This window comes from Streptomyces sp. NPDC034084, from assembly GCF_055575535.1.
Map to the genome: position 1 here is coordinate 596815 of NZ_JBVISK010000003.1, position 18059 is coordinate 614873.

The 18059-nt window shown below is 72.5% G+C and carries 17 protein-coding genes and 2 pseudogenes; 12 read left to right on the forward strand and 7 right to left on the reverse strand.

The window, feature by feature from the left end:
* The first annotated feature begins 60 nt into the window (after positions 1-60).
* The 6 genes and pseudogenes from ACZ51I_RS13665 to ACZ51I_RS13690 all read left to right on the forward strand — a co-directional run.
* Positions 61-1266: an NAD(P)/FAD-dependent oxidoreductase gene (locus ACZ51I_RS13665; RefSeq protein WP_468875028.1), complete on the forward strand. Its 1206-nt coding sequence runs from the start codon at positions 61-63 to the stop codon at positions 1264-1266.
* Positions 1267-1300: 34 nt separating this feature from the next.
* Entirely contained in the window at positions 1301-1615 is a 315-nt protein-coding gene (locus ACZ51I_RS13670; RefSeq protein ID WP_468875030.1) for a (2Fe-2S)-binding protein, read from the forward strand.
* A complete protein-coding gene (locus ACZ51I_RS13675) occupies positions 1596-3059 on the forward strand; it encodes an FAD-dependent oxidoreductase (protein ID WP_468875033.1) in 1464 nt (487 codons plus the stop codon). The genes ACZ51I_RS13670 and ACZ51I_RS13675 overlap by 20 nt, the downstream gene beginning before the upstream one ends.
* 74 nt (positions 3060-3133) lie before the next feature.
* A complete protein-coding gene (locus ACZ51I_RS13680) occupies positions 3134-4051 on the forward strand; it encodes a dihydrodipicolinate synthase family protein (protein WP_468875035.1) in 918 nt (305 codons plus the stop codon).
* Between the two features lie 148 nt (positions 4052-4199).
* A complete protein-coding gene (locus tag ACZ51I_RS13685) occupies positions 4200-5585 on the forward strand; it encodes an aldehyde dehydrogenase family protein (RefSeq protein WP_468875038.1) in 1386 nt (461 codons plus the stop codon).
* 77 nt (positions 5586-5662) lie between these two features.
* Positions 5663-6084: pseudogene (locus ACZ51I_RS13690) on the forward strand (alpha/beta fold hydrolase); the annotation flags it as partial.
* Positions 6085-6090: 6 nt separating this feature from the next.
* Here the strand turns inward: ACZ51I_RS13690 and ACZ51I_RS13695 are convergent.
* Both ACZ51I_RS13695 and ACZ51I_RS13700 read right to left on the reverse strand, forming a co-directional pair.
* Complete coding sequence (locus ACZ51I_RS13695) at positions 6091-7353, reverse strand: serine hydrolase domain-containing protein (protein WP_468875040.1); 1263 nt, start codon at positions 7351-7353, stop codon at positions 6091-6093.
* Between the two features lie 46 nt (positions 7354-7399).
* Positions 7400-8296 (reverse strand): alpha/beta hydrolase, encoded by an 897-nt coding sequence (locus ACZ51I_RS13700; RefSeq protein WP_468875043.1) that lies wholly within the window; start codon positions 8294-8296, stop codon positions 7400-7402.
* 107 nt (positions 8297-8403) lie between these two features.
* Between ACZ51I_RS13700 and ACZ51I_RS13705 the strand changes: the two genes are divergently transcribed.
* Positions 8404-9432 (forward strand): PucR family transcriptional regulator, encoded by a 1029-nt coding sequence (locus ACZ51I_RS13705; protein WP_468875045.1) that lies wholly within the window; start codon positions 8404-8406, stop codon positions 9430-9432.
* A gap of 192 nt (positions 9433-9624) precedes the next feature.
* Complete coding sequence (locus tag ACZ51I_RS13710) at positions 9625-10836, forward strand: serine hydrolase domain-containing protein (protein ID WP_468875047.1); 1212 nt, start codon at positions 9625-9627, stop codon at positions 10834-10836.
* Positions 10837-10858: 22 nt separating this feature from the next.
* On the opposite strand, the pseudogene ACZ51I_RS13715 reads toward ACZ51I_RS13710, so the two are convergent.
* The 3 genes and pseudogenes from ACZ51I_RS13715 to ACZ51I_RS13725 all read right to left on the reverse strand — a co-directional run.
* Positions 10859-11230, reverse strand: a pseudogene (locus ACZ51I_RS13715) (C40 family peptidase); the annotation flags it as partial.
* Positions 11231-11243: 13 nt separating this feature from the next.
* Positions 11244-11693, reverse strand: coding sequence for a MarR family transcriptional regulator (locus ACZ51I_RS13720; RefSeq protein WP_468875049.1), 450 nt, complete (start codon positions 11691-11693; stop codon positions 11244-11246).
* Positions 11690-12172 carry a MarR family winged helix-turn-helix transcriptional regulator gene (locus ACZ51I_RS13725; RefSeq protein WP_468875051.1) on the reverse strand — a complete coding sequence of 161 codons (483 nt, stop codon included), beginning with the start codon at positions 12170-12172 and terminating at the stop codon, positions 11690-11692. The genes ACZ51I_RS13720 and ACZ51I_RS13725 overlap by 4 nt, the downstream gene beginning before the upstream one ends.
* 362 nt (positions 12173-12534) lie before the next feature.
* On the opposite strand from ACZ51I_RS13725, the gene ACZ51I_RS13730 reads away from it, so the two are divergent.
* The 4 genes from ACZ51I_RS13730 (at position 12535) to ACZ51I_RS13745 (ending at position 17078) form a co-directional block, all read left to right on the forward strand.
* A complete protein-coding gene (locus ACZ51I_RS13730) occupies positions 12535-13932 on the forward strand; it encodes an APC family permease (protein ID WP_468875053.1) in 1398 nt (465 codons plus the stop codon).
* Positions 13933-14159: 227 nt separating this feature from the next.
* Positions 14160-14543, forward strand: coding sequence for a hypothetical protein (locus ACZ51I_RS13735; RefSeq protein WP_468875055.1), 384 nt, complete (start codon positions 14160-14162; stop codon positions 14541-14543).
* A gap of 187 nt (positions 14544-14730) precedes the next feature.
* Entirely contained in the window at positions 14731-16239 is a 1509-nt protein-coding gene (locus tag ACZ51I_RS13740; RefSeq protein WP_468875058.1) for a right-handed parallel beta-helix repeat-containing protein, read from the forward strand.
* 194 nt (positions 16240-16433) lie between these two features.
* On the forward strand, positions 16434-17078 hold the full coding sequence (locus ACZ51I_RS13745) for a GAP family protein (protein ID WP_468875060.1): 645 nt from the start codon (positions 16434-16436) through the stop codon (positions 17076-17078).
* Positions 17079-17100: 22 nt separating this feature from the next.
* Here ACZ51I_RS13745 and ACZ51I_RS13750 read toward each other — a convergent pair whose 3' ends face one another.
* Together ACZ51I_RS13750 and ACZ51I_RS13755 are read right to left on the reverse strand one after the other, a co-directional pair.
* Positions 17101-17430 carry a hypothetical protein gene (locus tag ACZ51I_RS13750; RefSeq protein WP_468875063.1) on the reverse strand — a complete coding sequence of 110 codons (330 nt, stop codon included), beginning with the start codon at positions 17428-17430 and terminating at the stop codon, positions 17101-17103.
* A 111-nt stretch (positions 17431-17541) separates the two neighbouring features.
* The gene (locus ACZ51I_RS13755; protein ID WP_468875065.1) at positions 17542-17940 is read right to left on the reverse strand and encodes a nuclear transport factor 2 family protein; all 399 of its coding nucleotides are present in this window, start codon (positions 17938-17940) and stop codon (positions 17542-17544) included.
* Positions 17941-18059: the final 119 nt, after the last annotated feature.

The window sequence follows — 18059 nt, forward strand, 5'->3', positions numbered from 1 at the left end:
GCAACTGCGAAGCTCTCCACGGGTCTTGGCAACCACAGTGCCATGTGAAATATTACTGCCGTGCCCACGAGAACGCCCACGAGGAACACCTCGGATGTCATCGTCGTCGGTGCCGGCGTCGTCGGCGCGGCCTGCGCCCACTACGCCGCCCGAGCCGGTCTCTCCGTCACCGTCGTCGACCGCGGTTCCGTCGCCGGCGGCACGACGGGAGCCGGTGAGGGAAACCTCCTGGTCTCCGACAAGGAACCAGGTCCCGAGCTCGAACTCGCCCTGATCGCGACAGCGTTGTGGCGAGAGCTGGCCGAACAGCTGCCGCCGCAGGTCGAGTACGAGGCCAAGGGCGGCCTCGTCGTCGCCTCGGACGAGCCCGGGATGCGCGCCCTGCGCGACTTCGCGGGCCGCCAGGAGAAGGCGGGCGTCACCAGCCGGGAGATCCCCGCGGACCGGCTCCACGACCTGGAGCCCCACCTCGCACCCACCCTGGCGGGCGGTTTCCTCTATCCCCAGGACGCCCAGGTGATGCCCGCCCACGCGGCCGCCCGACTGCTGCGCGCGGGAGGCGACCGGATCCTGCTGCGCCTGGGGGAGGAGGTCACCGGCCTGCTCACCGGCGCGGCCGGGGAGATCCGCGGCGTGCGGACCACCGACGGCGAGATCCACGCCCCGTACGTCGTCAACGCCGCCGGAACCTGGGGCGGCGCCCTCTCCGCCCTCGCGGGCGTCCATCTTCCCGTACTGCCCCGCAGAGGCTTCGTCCTCGTCACCGAACCGCTCCCGCGCGTGGTGCGCCACAAGGTGTACGCCGCCGACTACGTGGCCGACGTCGCCAGCGGCTCCGCCGCGCTCCAGACCTCGGCGGTCGTCGAGGGCACGCCCTCGGGCCCGGTCCTGATCGGTGCCAGCCGGGAACGGGTCGGCTTCGACCGGACCCTCTCCACCGAGGTCCTGCGGCGGCTCGCCGCCGGTGCCACCACGCTGTTCCCCCTCCTCGGCACCGTACGCGCCATCCGCACCTACCTCGGCTTCCGCCCGTACCTGCCGGACCACCTGCCCGCGATCGGCCCCGACCCGCGCGTCCCAGGACTGCTCCACGCCTGCGGCCACGAAGGAGCGGGCATCGGACTCGCCCCCGTCACGGGCCGGATCGTCGCGGCCTGCCTGACCGGCGGTGAACCGCCCCTCGACATCCACCCGTTCCGGCCCGAGCGGTTCGCCGACACCGGAACCGTCGCCGACACCGCGCCCTTCACCGGCACCGCGCCCTGAGGTGCGCGCACCCACCGTCACGAGAGGAGGGCCCGTGGCCCGCACCCCCGCCGACCTCGTCGGCGCACAGCCCGATCCGCCGTTCGACATCACCTTCGACGGCCGTCGCGTCACCGCCCTGCCGGGGCAGACCGTCGCCGCCGCCCTCTGGGGCGCCGACATCCTGGCCTGGCGCACCACCCGGGACGGTGGCCGCCCGCGCGGCGCCTTCTGCGGCATCGGCCAGTGCTACGACTGCCTCGCCACCGTCAACGGCGAACCCAACCTGCGCGCCTGCCTGGTCCCGGCCCACCCCGGCGACGCGATCACCACCCAGGAGGGACACGGTCATGAACACCTCACCGTCTGAGCCCGAGGTGCGCGGCGAGACGTACGACCTCGTGGTGGTGGGAGCGGGATCCGCCGGACTCTCCGGCGCCGTCACCGCCTCCGAACTCGGCCTCTCCGTCGCCCTCCTCGACACCTCCTCCCAGACCGGCGGGCAGTTCTACCGGCACCCGGCGCCCGCCCTGGGCGCCGTACGGCCCGAGGCCCTTCACCACGACTGGTCCGCCTTCACCGACCTCCGCCGACGCCTCGCCGGCACCGGCCTCGCCCACCTCGCCGGGCACCACGTCTGGTCCGTGGTCCGGGAGGGTGACGGGACCTGGACGGTGCACGCCGTCACCGGAGCGGACGGAACCGCCGAGCGGCCCGTACGGATCCGGGCGCGGGCGCTGCTGCTCGCCACCGGCGCGTACGAGCGGCAACTCCCCTTCCCCGGCTGGACCCTGCCCGGAGTCGTGGGCGCCGGCGGAGCGCAGGCCATGCTGAAGTCCGGGCTCGTGCTGCCGGGCCGTCGCGTCGTCGTGGCCGGCAGCGGCCCCCTGCTCCTCGCCGTCGCCTCCTCCCTCGCCGCCGCCAGCGCACGGGTGCCGGCCGTGGTCGAGGCCGCCGGCTACCTGCGGTACGCCCGTAACCCCCGGGTGCTCGCGGCCAACCCCGGGAAGGCGGCCGAAGCCCTGCTGCACGGAGCCGCGCTGCTCCGGCACCGCGTCCCCGTACGGTTGCGCAGCGCGGTCACCGAAGTGCACGGCGGCGACCGCGTGGAGGCCGTCACCGTCAGCCGCGTGGACGCCGACTGGCGTCCCGTGCCGGGGACGGGACGCCGGATCGTGTGCGACGCCCTGGCCGTCGGCCACGGCTTGATCCCCCAGATCGAGCTGGCCACGACGGTCGGCTGCGCCACCCGGAGACTGCCCGACGGAACCCTCGGCCTCGCCCTGGACGGCCTCCAGGAGACCTCGGAGACCGGCCTGTGGGCAGCGGGCGAGACAGGCGGCGTGGGCGGCGCGGAACTCGCCCGCACGGAGGGTGAGCTGGCCGCCCGCGCGATCACCGCGCGACTCCTCGGGCGCCGCGCGGGCGAGGGCCGGATCGCCGAACTGCGCCGCCGCCGGGACCGGATGCGCGCCTTCGCCGACGTGATGAGCGCCGCCCACGCCCCCGGCCCCGGCTGGCAGGACTGGCTCAGCGACGACACGGACGTCTGCCGCTGCGAGGAGGTCAGCGCAGGCCGCGTCCGCGAGGCGGTCGCCGAGCTCGGCGCGCGGGACGCGCGCACCGTCAAGCTCCTCACCCGGGCCGGCATGGGCTGGTGCCAGGGCCGGATGTGCGGGACGGCCGTCGCCTGCCTCGCCGCGCGCGGCGACACTCCCGAACCACCTGCGGAGCGCCGTCCGTTCGCGGTGCCGGTCCGGCTCTCGACGCTCGCCGGGCTGCCTCCCACAGATCCGGACGCCGGAGCGTCCTAGCGCCCGGCGGAGAGGCCCGTGGGTCTCTTCTTCCCCAGCTATAAAATGTCACACACTACAGAAAGGTCATCGACATGACCGTCACCGCCGCCACGACCCGGACCACCGACCGCCCCTGGCGCGGCATCATGGTCGCCACCACCCTGCCGTTCCGCGACGACCTCTCCGTCGACCACGACGCCTACGCCGAGCACGTCGCCCGGCTGATCGCCGAAGGCTGCGACGGGGTCGTCCCGAACGGCTCCCTCGGCGAGTACCAGACCCTCACCGACGCGGAGCGCGCCCAGGTCGTCCGCACCGCCGTCGAAGCCGCCGGAGACGGAGCGCGGGTCATGCCCGGCGTCGCCGCTTACGGCAGCGCCGAGTCCCGCCGCTGGGCCGAGCAGGCCGCCGAGGCCGGCTGTGGCTCGGTCCTCCTCCTGCCGCCCAACACCTACCGCGCCGACGCGACGGCCGTGCGCGCCCACTACGCCGAGGTCGCGGGCGTCGGCATCCCGGTCGTCGCGTACAACAACCCCTTCGACACCAAGGTGGACCTCGTCCCCGACCTGCTCGCCCGGCTGTACGGCGACGGCAGCATCGTCGCGGTGAAGGAATTCAGCGGCGACGTCCGCCGCGCGTACGAGATCGCCGAACTCGCCCCGGATCTCGACCTGCTGATCGGGGCCGACGACGTCCTGCTGGAGCTGGCGGTGGCGGGCGCCGTCGGCTGGATCGCCGGCTACCCCAACGCCTTCCCCGCGAGCTGCGCCGCGCTGTACCGCGCCGCCGTCGCGGGCGACCTGGCCACGGCTCTCCCGCTGTACAAGTCCCTGCACTCCTTGCTGCGCTGGGACTCCAAGACGGAGTTCGTCCAGTCCATCAAGCTCTCGATGGACATCGCCGGCCGGCCCGGGGGCCCCACCCGGCCGCCGCGCCACCCGCTCACCGGCACGGTCGAGGCGGCGGTGCGGACCGCCACGGAGAAGGCCGTCGCGGACGGCCACCACTGACACCCGGCTCCGCCGACGGCGGGCGCTGAGGCCCACGCGCGCCGCCGCCCACCGACGCCCACCGCCGATGGCCGCGGCCGCCCGCCGTCCCCGCCACACTCGATCCGTCCCCTCCCACCCCACGCCCCTCTTCCGGAGGCCTCCTCCTGTGACCGACGTCCTTCCGACCCTCACTTCCCGCAACCCGGCCGACCCGGCCGACGTGCTCCTGCGGATCCCCGCGCCCGGGGCCTTCGCCGCCGTCGACACCGTCGAACGGGCCCGTGCCGCGCAGCCCGGCTGGCTGCGGGCCGGCGCCGCCGCCCGGTCGGCCGCCCTGGGCACGGTCGCCACCGCCGTGGAGGCCGCCGCCGGTGAACTGGCCGAACTCGCCGTACGTGAGGTGGGCAAGCCGCTCTCGGAGGCCCGAGCCGAGGTGACGCGTACCGTCGCGATCTGGCGCTACTACGCCCAGGCCCCCTTCCAGCCCGCCGGTGCCGTCCACGAGACCGCGGCAGGGGAAGGACTGCTCCTGACCCGCCGCCGCCCCCACGGTGTGGCGGCACTCATCACGCCGTGGAACTTCCCCTTCGCCATTCCGACCTGGAAGGCGGCGCCCGCGCTCGCGGCCGGGAACACCGTCGTCCTCAAGCCCGCTCCCGAGGCCACCGCGTGTGCCCAGCGCCTCGCCGAGATCGTGCGCCGGGTCGTGCCCGAAGCGGTGTTCACCGTGCTCCCCGGCGGTGCCACCGAAGGCAACGCGCTCGTCTCGGCCGCCGACGTCGTCTCCTTCACCGGCTCCACCCCCGTCGGCCGGGCCGTGGCCAGGGCCGCGACCGCCCGGGGCATCCCGGCGCAGGCCGAGATGGGCGGCCTGAACGCGGCCGTCGTGCTGCCCGACGCGGACATCGAGCAGGCGGCGGGTCACATCGCCGCCTCCATCGGCGGGTACGCGGGCCAGAAGTGCACCGCCACCAGCCGCGTCATCGCGGTCGGCGCCGCCCTCGGCCCGCTCCGCGAGGCACTCGCCGAAGCGCTGAGGGCCCTCCCCGTGGGCGACCCCGCCGACCCGGCCACCGTGTGCGGGCCGCTCATCCACGAAGCCGCCCGCGACCGGATGGTCGACGCCTGCCGCGGCCTCGCCGCCCTCGCCGGAGGCACCGCGCTCGAGAGGACCGGTTGGTACGCGGCCCCGACCCTGGTCGAGAACGTGGCCCCCGGACACCGGCTGCTGCGCGAGGAGGTCTTCGGCCCCGTCGCTTCCCTGCTCGCCGCCGACGACGTCGCCCACGCCATCCGGATCACCAACTCCGTCCCGTACGGCCTGGTGACCTCGGTCCACACGGCCGACCTGAACACGGCCCTGCACGGCCTCGATCTGCTCGACACCGGCATGATCCGGATCAACGCCCCCTCCACCGGCGTCGACTTCCACCTGCCCTTCGGCGGATCGAAGGCCTCCAGCCACGGCCCGCGCGAACAGGGCGGCGCGGCCCTGGAGTTCTACACGGCCGGCCGGACGTACACGCTGGCGCCGGTGGGCCCGGCTGCGTGACTGCGTACGGTGGTGAGGCGGAGCTCGAAGGGACCGGCACCCGACCCGCCCGCCACCGTACGCACCATGGGCAGACACAGGTGATGTCCCTGACCGGTTTCACCGACAACCCGCTCTTCGCCGTCCTGCGGGAGACCCTGTACGGGCGGGGCGAGGGGCCGACCGGCTGGGCGGCCGCCCGCGCACGGGCCGGCTTCCCCGAGTTCACCGAGGGCGCCGACCCTCTCCTGCTCACCGGCGAGATGACGTACCCCTGGACGTTCCGCGAGATCAGGGGCCCGCGCCCGTTCGCGCAGGCCGCCGACCTCCTGGCCGCGCACCGACCGGCCGCCCTTGTACGACCCGTGCCGCCTCGCGGCGAACGAGGTGCCGCTCGCCGCGATCGTCTACCACGACGACATGGACGTCGACTCGGGCCTCTCCTCGGGACGACGGCCTCTCCGCCTCGCGCGGCCGCGTCCTCGCCCTGCTGATGGACACGGCGGCCGGCCGGGCCTGACCCGTCCTAAGGACTGACCGCCGGGGCCGTCGCGGCTCCGCCGCACATCGCCTGCCCGTACAGCTTCTTCATGGCGCCGTCGATGGGGTGGGGCTGTGGCTTCCCCGAGGCGTCCGGCTTGTTCCAGCGGATGAGGTTGACCGCCACGGACATCTGCCGCTTGCCGTCCGCGCTGGTCAGCGACATCGTTCCGGCTCCCCAGACGGTCCCGTCGTGTCCCCAGAAGGTGCCGCAGGGGGCCTCGACCCGGTGCAGCCCGAGGCCGTACCGGATCATCGACCCGTCCAGGGCGCGGACCGGGATCGTACGCTGCATCTCCGCGAGCGACGCGCGGCTGACGATCTCGCCGTCGAGCAGCCGGGCGTAGAAGCGGTTGAGGTCCTCCATCGTCGACACCAGCGCCGCTCCCGTCCCCACCCAGGACATGTCGTACACGCTGTAGTCACGCGGCGGGTCGATCAGACCGTAGAACGACTCGTACAAGCGCGAGTGCGGCCCCTCGACGCGCGGGCCGGTGGGGAAGCCGGTGTGGCGGAGTCCTGCCCGCGCGATCACGTTCCGGGTGATGTACTCCTCGGCCGGCACGCCGGTCACCTTCTCCAGGAGTTCGCCGAGGATCAGCCAGTTGGTGTTCGAGTACACCCCCGTGGGGCCGCCGGGTTCGCCGACGGGAGGTGCCGAGAGGCCCATCGCGATCAGCTCGGACGGACGGAACCTGCGGAACCTGTTGTCGTCCAGACTCTCCGTCGACACGTCCGAGAGGGAGGGGAAGCCCCGCAGGGACGGGAACGCGTACGGGAGGTAGTCCGGGATGCCGCTCGTGTTGTTGAGCAGCATCCGGATCGTGATCTTCCTGCCCCGCTCGCCCGGCACGAGGTCCGGCAGGTAGTCCCCGACCGGCGCGTCGAGCCGGACCCGCCCCTGCTCGACCTGCTGCATCACGGCGGCGGCGGTGAAGGTCTTGGTGACGCTGCCGACGCGGTGCCGCATGTCGGCCCTGACGGGACGGCCGGTCTTGAGGTCGGCGACCCCGGAGGCGCCGCGCCAGGTCCGGCCGTCGTCCCGCACCTCGGCGAACACGCCCGGCACGCCCGCGCGGTGGACACCGTCCAGGGCGGACTGCAGCTCCGCGGGATCGAGGCCGGCGGACGCACGCGTACTTCCGGCGGGAGCGGACCTCGGGCCGCCGGGGGCGGCCGCCGCGGTGACCAGGCCCGCGCAGACGCCGAGCGCGGCAACGCTTCCCACCAGCATCAGTCGTTTCTTCATGACATCAGTCCTTTCGTGATCGATACAGGGGAGGGGGTGTTCGGGCTCAGCCGGCGAGGGCGCGGCGCAGGACGGCGCCGAGTTCGGCGTTCTGCCGCTGAGAGACGTCGGCGGAGACGATGGCCTGCGACCCGTGGAACGTGCCGGGCCACTGGTGGAGTTCGACGGACACACCCGCCTGGAGCAGACGGACGGCGTAGGCGATGTCCTCGTCGCGGTTCGGGCAGAACTCGGCCGAGGCGACGTAGGCCGGCGGGAGTCCGGACAGATCGGTGGCACGTGCGGGAGCGGCGTACGGCGTGGCGGCCCGGGAGCCCAGGTAGTGCTGCCAGGCGGCGACCGCCTTCCCGCGGTGGAACCAGGGAGTGTCCGTGAAGTTCCGTGCCGACCAGGTCTCCAGGCGGTCGTCGAGCCCCGCCTGGTTGAGCAGCTGGAAGCGGATCGGCGGGCCCTGCTCGTCACGCGCCCGCAAGGCCACCGCCGCGGCGAGCCCGCCGCCGGCGCTGTGGCCCCCGACCGCGATCCGCGCCGGGTCGACGCCGAGTTCCTCCGCGTGCTCGACCGTCCACTTCAGTACGGCGTAGGCGTCGTCCAGGGCGGCCGGGAACGGATGCTCGGGGGCCAGCCGGTAACCGACCGAGACCACCACCGCCCCGGAGCTCTCCGCGATGCGGGTCGCCCACGGGTGCTCGGTGTCCACGTCACCCATGACGAATCCGCCGCCGTGCAGCCAGACCACGGCCCCCTGGGCCCGGCGCGGCCGGTAGATCCGGACCACCACGTCCGGATCGGCGGGCACGACACGGTCCTCCACCTCCATCTGCGAGGTGTCCGGCGCCGGTACGCCGGCCGCCAGGCCGGCGAAGTAGGCGCGGGCGGCGACCGGGTCGGAGAGGTCGGTCTGCGGGAAGAACGGTATGAACGCTTCGAGTTCGGGATCCATGGCGACCATCCTCCGCGGCGGCCACCCGGGGATCACCCGCCATCCGTCGCGCATCCCGCCCCGATCACGCGCCGAACGGCGCGCTCCCGTCCTTCTATGCTTCTGCCATGGAGGCACTGGCCGTACGGCTCTCGGGACTCGATCCGTACGTGGACGGTGCGATGCGCATCGTCGCGTTCTACGACACCCTGATGCGCCGTCGGGTCGACCTCCCGGCGCTGGCCCGCGCCTCTGCGGGCCTGGCCGAGTGTGTGGCCGGGATACGGCTCCACGGCACCGGCCGCGCGACCCGCGTCTCGCCGCACGGCACCCAGGCGTCGACCCCGCCGGCACCCGTCTCCACCGAGGCGCCGATCACCCTCGACGAGGAGGAGATCGGCACGGTCTGGCTGGAGCGCACCGGCCCGCCCAACCCGCTCGACGAGGTCCTCCTCGACCGCTTCGCCCTCGCGGCCGCGGCCGCCGCGGAACGCTACGGCCCCGCCCGTACCACCATGGCCGACCCGGCCCTGGTCGAACTCGCCGTCAGCGCCGACGGCGACGACGCGGCCCGTGCGCGGGCGCTGCGCCTCCTCGGCTTCGCACCCGGCCTCCGCGTGCACGTCGTCGCCGTCCGCACCCGTCTCCCGCTCGACCGCGTCGGCGCCCTGATCTGCCCGGCGCGGCCGGTGAAGGCGGCCCCGCTCGCCGATGTCGGCGTCATCCTGGCCGGCACCCTGGACCGTACGGGGTTCCCCGCAGGCGTACGAGCGGGCATCGGCGCCGCGGAGAGCCCCGACCGCTCCTGGCGCCAGGCCCGCATGGCCCTCCGCTTCACCACCCCGCGCGAACCCGTCGTCCACCACAGCGACCTGGGCGCGCTGGCCCTCCTGGCGGACATCCCCGAGGACGCCGTACGGGACAACCCGGACGTGACCGCGATCGACCGCCTGTCAGCGGAGGACCTGGAGACCCTGGACACCTACTGCGCCACCGCGTCCGTACGGCGGGCGGCCGACCTCCTCCACCTCCACCACAGCAGCATCGCGCGCCGCCTCGACCACATCGGCAGGGCCCTCGCCCTGGACCTCACCGCCCCCAGGGGCCTGACCCGCGCCCGTCTCGCCCTGACGACCTGGCGCCTGCACAACGGCTGAGCGAGCAGCGGGGGCGCGCGTTCATTTCATGATCACGGGCCTCTCCTCAGGGGTGCCCCTGAGGGGGTCGATCCGGGGGAATGGGGGTCGGCTCCGGGTGATCACGGATGGCCACCGGACCGCAGGGACGGGAGAGTTGAGGGTGTCAAGGGGCGCAGTGCCCCCCACCGCCTCAACAGAACGGAGCAGCCCGTGCGCGTCCGTCCGACCCGTCTTCGCCGCCTCGCCGTGGCATGCCTCGCCGTATCGGTCCTCACGATCGGTGCGGGCGTCCCCGCCGCGACGGCTCTCACCCCGGCACAACCGCCCACGACGAACACCGGGTCTACCTTCGACCCCGAGCCCCTGCGGAAACTGGTCACGCCCCTGCCGACATACCAGGCCGGCGTACTCGTCAGAGTCGACGGACCGGGCCGCGGCCCCCTATGGACCGGTACCGCCGGTCCCGTCACCGCCGACGACCACTTCCGCATCGGCAGCGTGACGAAGGTCTTCACCCACACGGTGGCCCTGCAACTGGTCGCCGAGCACCGCATCGGCATCGACGACCCGGTGAGGCACTACCTCCCGGAGCTGATTCCGCCGGACTACGGCACGGTCACGGTGCGGCAGTTGCTCGACCACACCAGTGGGCTCCCCAAGCCGGCCCCCACCCCCGGCCCGCCCGCGCGCCCCGGCGAGGACCCGGGGTGGTGGCTGAAGGGCGTGGCGCCCTCGGAGGGAGTCCGGGACACGTTCGCGCTCGCCGCGCGGGACCACCAGGGAAACGAACAGCGCCCCGCCCCGGGCACGGTCCAGCAGTACAACGGGATCAACACCGTGATCGTCGGCCTGCTCGTGGAGAAGGTCACCGGCCACAGCTTCCGGCACGAGCTCGACCGGCGGATCCTGCGCCCCCTCCAGCTGCGGGACACCAGCCTGCCCGCCGCCGACGACATCACCCTCCCCAGCCCGCACACCCGGGTGTACGTCGACGGCGACGACGTCACCGAGCAGAACCCCTATCCCTGGGCGGAGGGCGGGATGATCTCCACCGCCGCCGACCTGGACCGCTTCATGACGGCCCTCTTCCGGGGCCGACTGCTTCCGCCGGCCCAGCAGGAGGTGGCGTTCTCGGTCCCCGCGGTGCCCAACGCCCAGGCCAACAAGAACTGCCTCAAGGCCGGGGCCGCGTGCTTCGGTCCCGGCGGGATGATGCGGCTCACCCTGAAGAACGGCGTCACCGTATGGGGCAAGACGGGTTCCCGCCCCGGCTGGGAGAACGGGATGTTCGCCACCCGTGACCTCGAACGCCGCCTGGTCTACTCCTTCAACCCCAACGGCACCGGGGACGGCAGCCAGTACGGCGACTACATACAGAACATCGCCGGTGCCGCCTTCACCGGCGTGAACGAAGCGCGCTGACCGCCGGGCCGGCCGCCGGCCCTCAGAGGCGCTTCGCGCTGCGCAGGGACTTGGCGCAGAAGCCGTTGCCGTCGAGGCGGGAGACGCCACCGATGTCCCCGATGGTCGGCCCGTTGACCTCCTCGCGGCTGGAGACGAAGACCAGGTGCCCCTCGGTGCATTGGCCGAGGACCATGCCGACGCGGTCGAGGCGTTGCCCGGTGCGCTGGTCCAGCTTGAAGAACACGACATCGCCCGGCTGCGGCTGGTCGATGGCCGCCGGGCGGTCTTGGGTCACGATGCCGATGCGCGGCAGGCCGTCGCCCGACTTGTCCGAGGACATCAGCGGGTAGCGGGCACGGTAGCCCAGCACCCTGCGGATGTGACCGGAGCAGCCCAGCGACCTGGCCCGCAGCCCCGCGGAAGACTCAGGAAGCCGCCAGCTCGGCGTTCGCACGTTCCGTGAGGAGGGTCAGCACGCGGCCCGCGACCGCGAGGTCCTCGGCCGGGATGCCGGTGTACAGCCGGGCGGAGATCTCGGCGGTCTCGGCGGTGGTGGACTCGTACAGCTCCCGCCCGGCCTTCGTGAGCCGCAGCCGGGACGCCTGTGCCGGGTCCTGTTCCAGCAGCTTCGCCGCCGTCAGCTCGTCGATCACCCCGCGTACGACGGACTCCTCGGCCTTCAGCGAGCCGACGACGTCGGCGACGAGTGCGTCCCGGCCGACGGAGTCGCCCGCGACCACGACGGCCCGGAGGGTCACGTTCTGCTCGAAGGTGATGCCGTGGCGGGTCAGTGCGCCCTCGAGGAGGGCGCGCGCGGCGTAGTGGGCCAGGGCGATGACCCGGCCGTTGGTCGTGGGTGCGGTGGTGGTGGTCATGACTGCTCCTCGTCGTTCTCGGCGGACGGATCAAGAGGTGCTTCGAGCAGGGTCGCCAGCTCGCTGGTGAACTCCCGCGCGCGCGGGCTGTGCTGCCCCCCGAGCGGTTCGAGGAGCTGGTCCAGGAGGCCCTGGACCACCTTGATCGCGCGGCGAGTGACGTCGTGCCCCTGCTCGGTGAGCGACAGTCGCATGGCGCGCGGGTCGTCCGGGTCACGGGTGCGGGCGACGAGCCCGGCGGCCTCCAGCGCGCGGGCGAGCTTGGAGACGTACAGCGGTTCGAGCCCGGTGTGGTCGGCGAGCTGCCGCTGACTCGGTTCCCGCCCGGAGCGCGCCATCCCGTACAGGGACCCCATCAGCGCGTACTGGGCATGGGTCAGGCCCAGGGGCGCGACCGCCCGGTCGACGGCCACCCGCCACTTCATCGACAGGCGCCAGACCAGGAAGCCCGCCGTGGCGCTCTCGGTTGCTGAACTCATACGAGACACAGTACATGGCTACTATGTACATGGCTACTATCCGTTCCCGGTCAAAAGGGCTCCGGCTGTTCGACCCGGGATTCCGGCATGTGGAGCGGCGGTAAAGCGCGGGAAAAGTCCTGGCGGACGGGGTGCGGTTCCCGTACGGAGCGATTCCGCCGTCCTCGGGCCTCCTTGGCGCCCCCTTGGCCCGCCGAACGGGGTCGCGGCGACGGATTCCGCAGCAGGCGAGCCATTGACCTGCGGTTCCGCCCAGGCTTCCATTCAGCCCGGGAGCCCACGGAACCACCTGATCACCAGCCGCCTCGGAGGCGATACCGCTCCCGCCCAGAATCACCGCTCGCATCGATCGGAACCGCCTGATGACCGACACCCTCAGCGCCCCGCACGCGTTGGCCCCCCCGACCGGCCCCGTGCCCCAGAAGCTCAAGCGTTCCATCGGTGTCGTGGGCGGCACGCTGCTCACGCTGTCGTGCGTGACGCCCGCCTCCACCCTGTTCGTGGTCGTGCCAGACCTGTTCGGCGGAGCGGGCACGTACGCCGCCCTCACCATCGCGATCGGCTCGCTGCTCTGTATCGGCGTGGCGTTCTGCTACTCCGAGCTGGGCACCCTGATCCCCAGCGCGGGCGGCGAGTACGCCATCGTCTCCACCCTCTCGGGCCGTCTGGCCGGCTGGCTGGTCTTCGTCCTGTCGCTGCTGGTCGTGATGATCGTGCCACCGGTGATCGCAATGGGGACCGCCGACTACCTCGCGCCCCTGGTGCACATCCCCGCCCCCCTCGCCGGCGCCGGTGTCATGCTCCTCGCCACCCTCGCGGGCCTCCTCGACCTGCGCGCCAACGCCTGGATCACCGGCATCTTCCTCGTGCTTGAGGTGGTCGCGGCCGGCCTCGTCGCGGTCCTCGGCTTCTCCCACTCCGAGCGGGGCGTCGGCGCGCTGATCCACGGCCAGGTCGCGGCCGAGGGCGGCACGCACTCGCTCGTCACCGGCGCCATGGTCGTCTCCGGCCTCGCCATCGCCCTCTTCATCACCCAGGGCTTCTCGACGGCCGTCTACCTCTCCGAGGAGCTGGAGAACCCGCGCAAGACCGTGGCCCGCACCGTGCTCGCCACCCTCGCCATCTCCACCGCCGTCATCCTGGTGCCCGTCGTCGCCATCACCCTCGGCGCCGGCGACCTGGAGACGCTGACCGGCGGCGACATCAGCGGCATGATCGAGGCCTGGTCCAACTCCGCCGTCGGCACCTTCATCAGCCTCTGCGTCGCGCTGGCCATCATCAACGCCGGCATCGTCATGGTCATCCAGAACTCCCGCGTCCTGTTCGCCTCCGCCCGCGACAAGGCCTGGCCGGAGCCCGTCAACAACGCGCTGTCCCGCCTGGGCCGCTTCGGCTCCCCGTGGGTGGCCACGCTGGTCGTGGGCGTCCCCGGCGCGGCCCTGTGCTTCGTCAACCTCGACACGCTCTACGGCGTCACCGGCGTATCCGTCACCGGCATGTACCTGCTGGTCGCCGTGGCGGCGCTGTTCAGCCGCCGGGGGGCGCACCGCGAGGTCGCGGCGTGGCGCATGCCGCTCTGGCCGGCCGTCCCGGTGGCGCTGATCGGCGTCCTCGCCTACGTCCTGTACATGCAGGACGCCGAGTACCTCCTGTGGACCGGCGGCATCACGGCGGTGGCCACCCTCTACTGGGCGCTGTACCTGCGGCCGCGCAAGGACTCCCGCTGGCTGGTCAGCATCCCGGAGGACGAGCAGGTCTGATCCTGCCGAGACCGTTCCCACCGAGGGCCGGGGCGCTTTCTGCCGCCCCGGCCCCCGGGCGTTTCCCGGCACGGGGGCCGGGAGGGGCGTGCGCGGTACGACGCCGGGCGGGCCGGGCGGCGATCACTCCGTACGGGGGGCGGACGGTACCTCCCGCGTGTCGTGACGGGCGACGTGGGCCGCGTAAACGTATCTGTGCATGCATGACCGCTGACATGGAACACCTGTTGAACGTACGTCTGTGCGAGCACTTCGGTGACACGGCCGACTGGGCCGAGGTCACGTCCTTGACCGCCTCCCATCTCCGGGTCGTCGTCTCGGCGCTCGGTCCGGAGGACGCCATCACCTTCCTGGCGGCCGCGCGCCGAGCCCTCGACGAGGAGGAATCCCGGGCAGGAACGATTCATCTGGGCTTCGGTGCCCACCTCTGGACCCACCTCGAAGAGATCCCCTGGGGCGCGTCACCCCTGGCCAGGACGTCGGCCTGGGACGCGATGCTGACCATGCACCGTCTTTCCGTACTGGCCCCCGACCCAGGCCTCGGCGCTCATCTCGACGCCGCACTGGAAGCCTGCCGACTCCATCTCGTACCGGCCGCGGCAGGGTGCTGACGGGAGTCTGACCGGGACGTACGAGGGCATCCCGGGAGCCGTCGGCCCAAGGGCGGGCCCGTTTCCGGGATCGACCAATCGTCCGCACCCTGATCGAAACTCGATCAATCGACGAGAACGCATTGACTCGATCACCGACCGCACCTAGCTTCTGGCCGCACCCGCCCGCCAGAGAGGTTGTCGCGTCATGACCATCAGAGCTCTGCCCGCACGGCAGTCGACGGGCCGTGGGCTCGTCGCCGCCGCGCTCGTGTTCACCGGAAGCGCCGTCCTCGCCGGCTCGCCAGCAGTGGCCGCGGGAAGCGTCACCTACGTGGACTGCTCACGGACCGCCGCCGGGGACGGGAGCCAGACCGCGCCGTTCAACAGCATCGGACAGGCCAACGGGAAGACGTACGGCCCCGGAGACACGCTCGCCTTCGCCTCCGGAAGCGTGTGTACGGGTTCCCTCGCCCCGCGGGGCAGCGGCACCGCCGCCGCCCCGGTCGTCCTCACCAGGTACGGCACCGGCGCCCTCCCCGTCATCGACGGCGGCGGTGCCCCCGACGCGGTCTCCCTGACCAACCAGGACCACTGGCGGATCAGCGACCTCACGCTCACCAACCCCGCCTCCACGCTCGCCCGCCGCACCGGACTGCGGATCTCCGCCACCGACGGAACCGCGCACCGCGGCTTCGACATAGGCAACCTCGTCATCGACCGGGTCGCCGGCCAGACGAACAAGAACAGCCTCACCACCGAGGACTTCATCCAGTCCGCCGGCATCGTCACGGGCGCGAGCGGCACCGACTCGACCCTCCACGACGTCCACGTCCACGACAACCGGATCAGCAACACGGGCGGCGGCGGCCTCAAGATCCGCGTCGGCTCCATGTCCGTCAAGGGCAGCGGAGTCCTGATCGAGAACAACACCGTCAAGGACGTCGGCGGTGACGGCATCATCGCCAGCTACGCCGACGCGCCCCTGATCCAGTACAACAACGCCTCCGGCGTCGGCAACGGCGTCTATCCGTTCTCCGGCGGCAACTTCGCCGGCATCTGGGTCCTCGGCGACCACGACCCGACCATCCAGAAGAACGCCGTGTACGGCATCACGCGCATGTCCGTCGCCGACAGCCAGGCGTTCGACTGCGACTGGGGCAACACCGGCACCTGCACGATCCAGTACAACTTCAGCCGCGACAACATCGGCGGCTTCTTCCTCGACTGCGACGGCTGCGGCACCATCGGCGGCGCCCGGCAGATCATCCGCTACAACATCTCCGAGAACGACTGCCGCATGAGCAGCGTCAGCGCCGGACGCTCCGCTCTGCACCTGTACAACAACGTCTTCTACTGCACGGACAAGAGGTTCAGCATCACGCTCCCCGACGAGAGCGTCGTCGAGAACAACATCTGGGTGGGGACCACCGACTCCCGGCTTCCCACGGCGGCCGGGATCTCCTGGCTGTGGAACGTCTTCCAGGGAGTGCCCCGGCCGACCGCCAACGGCATCGCCGGCGACCCGCGGTTCGTCAACCCCGGCAGCGGCGGCGACACGATCCACTCCGCCGACGGCTACCGACTGCGCTCCACGTCCCCCGCCCTCGACAACGGCGCCGTGATCAGCGGCAACGGAGGCCGCGACTACTGGGGGAACCCGGTGAGCGCGACCACGAAGCCCCACCGCGGCGCGTACAACGGACCGGGGCTGTAGGCCGTGTGTCGAAAGGGCCCGGGCAGAGGCGGTCGGGGCTGTGAAGTGCTGCCTTCCTGGGCGTGGCCTGCTTGACCCGCCGGGCCGCCGCCTGCACAGTCGGGATGCGGCACCGTGGCGGCGCCGCACCCCTCTGCCGGCCGGCCCCAGTCCCTGGGCGGCGGACGGCCTGACGCCCGGGAGCGACTGGTCCGATGGTCCTCGAACTGGTGGTGATCGGTACGGCCATCACTCTGGGGCCCTTGCACAACAGCGCCTTCATCCTGCTGCTCTCCTCGCGGCGCGGCGTCCGTAAGGGGCTCGCCTTCCTGTTGTCGTGGCTGGCCAACCTGATCGCCGTGATCGCGGTCGTGGTACTGCTGACCGGCGGTCAGCCCCCGGCCCGCCACAGCGCGCCCTCGACCGCCGCGATCGCCGCCAAACTCGCCATCGGTCTGGCGCTGGTGCTGTACGGCGCGCACCGGCGGCACCGGCCGCCGCGACCGCACGGCCCACCGCGCTGGGCCGCCCGGATCGACGACGCCTCCTGGGCCACGGCAGCCGGCCTGGCGTGGCTGCTGCAGCCCTGGGGACTGGTCGGCGCCGGTGCTGCGACGGCCCTTTCGGCGAACCTCTCCACCGCCGGCGACTGGCTCGCGCTGACCGGCTACTGCCTGCTGGCCACCCTCAGCCTCATCGTCATGGAGATGTACGTGGTCTGGGCACCTGCGGCCGCGGAGGCCCGGCTTAACGCCCTGCGGACGTGGTTGGGCCGGCACCAGGAGCAGCTGATCGTCACACTCTCGCTCCTCGTCGGCCTGTGGCTGACGGCCGCGAGCATCTACGAGCTGGTCGCCTGACGCGGGCGGGCCCCCGCCGCGATCACCATCGTCGTACCAGTGCCTCGCGACCGCTGAGCGCGTGGACCTGATCGACGGGCGGCGTCTCGGCGTCGGTCCCGGAAGGGACGGGGACGCCGGTGGGAGGGGAGTAGTCGTCCGGGTCACCGGTCCACTCCGACAGTGGACTCAGCCACGTGGCGTCCTGAAGCCGGTTGACGGCCGGGAAGCCCGACGGGCCGCTGGCCGTGTACCGGACGATGATCCAGTTCACGGCGGTGGGGGTTTTCGAGTCCGGGCCGACTCTAAGAGCGCCACCTGCCTCCCGCGCGGCGAGCCCGCCGAACGGGTGGCGCGGACGGAACGGCCCCATGGTCCGTACTCGACGGGGACATCTCCTCCCCACGGAACACCGGTCCGCACCTGGAGCGGGATGCCGCCGACCCCGTAGAGAGGCCGAGGACGGGGGACATCCGGGCCTCGCTCACGGCGCCACGTGGTAGTACCGGGTGCAGGCGAGGACCATGCCGTCGTCGGCGATCGTGAAGAGATCGGCGAAGCGCAGATCCTGCCCGTCCGTGCCCGGCACCACACGGCGCCCCGTGGCGACCACGCTGCGGCCCTGCCCCATGACCCGGTCGATCTCGTAGTGGGCCCGCGGCAGGGTGCGCCCGAAGTGCGTGTGCAGGACTGCCGCACGGCCGTGGACCGGCGGCAGACCCGGCAGTTCGAGGACCACGCCGTCGTGCAGAAGCGAGGCGCACGAGTCCAGGTCACCGGCGTCGAGGTAGTCGTAGACCAGGCGGACGTGGTCGATTCCTGCGGCGGTGACCAGGTCGGCCGACCCCGATAGCCCGGCGCTCGTGTCATCTTGGCGGTTCAACGGCTGAGCCCCTTTCCCTCTCGGCCAGGATTCTGGGGGGAGCCGCCAACTCCACGTTATCCCCCCTCTATCTCCGACCGGGATCTTCACGGCATGGACAGGGCGGGGGTGGTTGTGGA

What these genes read in the sequence shown, in the direction of transcription:
- ACZ51I_RS13705 (WP_468875045.1), top strand. Translation starts at nt 8,404, where the DNA reads ATGGAGGCACTGGCCGTACGGCTCTCGGGACTCGATCCGTACGTGGAC.
- ACZ51I_RS13720 (WP_468875049.1), bottom strand. Translation starts at nt 11,693, where the DNA reads ATGACCACCACCACCGCACCCACGACCAACGGCCGGGTCATCGCCCTG.
- ACZ51I_RS13730 (WP_468875053.1), top strand. Translation starts at nt 12,535, where the DNA reads ATGACCGACACCCTCAGCGCCCCGCACGCGTTGGCCCCCCCGACCGGC.
- ACZ51I_RS13745 (WP_468875060.1), top strand. Translation starts at nt 16,434, where the DNA reads ATGGTCCTCGAACTGGTGGTGATCGGTACGGCCATCACTCTGGGGCCC.
- ACZ51I_RS13680 (WP_468875035.1), top strand. Translation starts at nt 3,134, where the DNA reads ATGACCGTCACCGCCGCCACGACCCGGACCACCGACCGCCCCTGGCGC.
- ACZ51I_RS13740 (WP_468875058.1), top strand. Translation starts at nt 14,731, where the DNA reads ATGACCATCAGAGCTCTGCCCGCACGGCAGTCGACGGGCCGTGGGCTC.
- ACZ51I_RS13700 (WP_468875043.1), bottom strand. Translation starts at nt 8,296, where the DNA reads ATGGATCCCGAACTCGAAGCGTTCATACCGTTCTTCCCGCAGACCGAC.
- ACZ51I_RS13675 (WP_468875033.1), top strand. Translation starts at nt 1,596, where the DNA reads ATGAACACCTCACCGTCTGAGCCCGAGGTGCGCGGCGAGACGTACGAC.
- ACZ51I_RS13695 (WP_468875040.1), bottom strand. Translation starts at nt 7,353, where the DNA reads ATGAAGAAACGACTGATGCTGGTGGGAAGCGTTGCCGCGCTCGGCGTC.
- ACZ51I_RS13750 (WP_468875063.1), bottom strand. Translation starts at nt 17,430, where the DNA reads ATGGGGCCGTTCCGTCCGCGCCACCCGTTCGGCGGGCTCGCCGCGCGG.
- ACZ51I_RS13725 (WP_468875051.1), bottom strand. Translation starts at nt 12,172, where the DNA reads ATGAGTTCAGCAACCGAGAGCGCCACGGCGGGCTTCCTGGTCTGGCGC.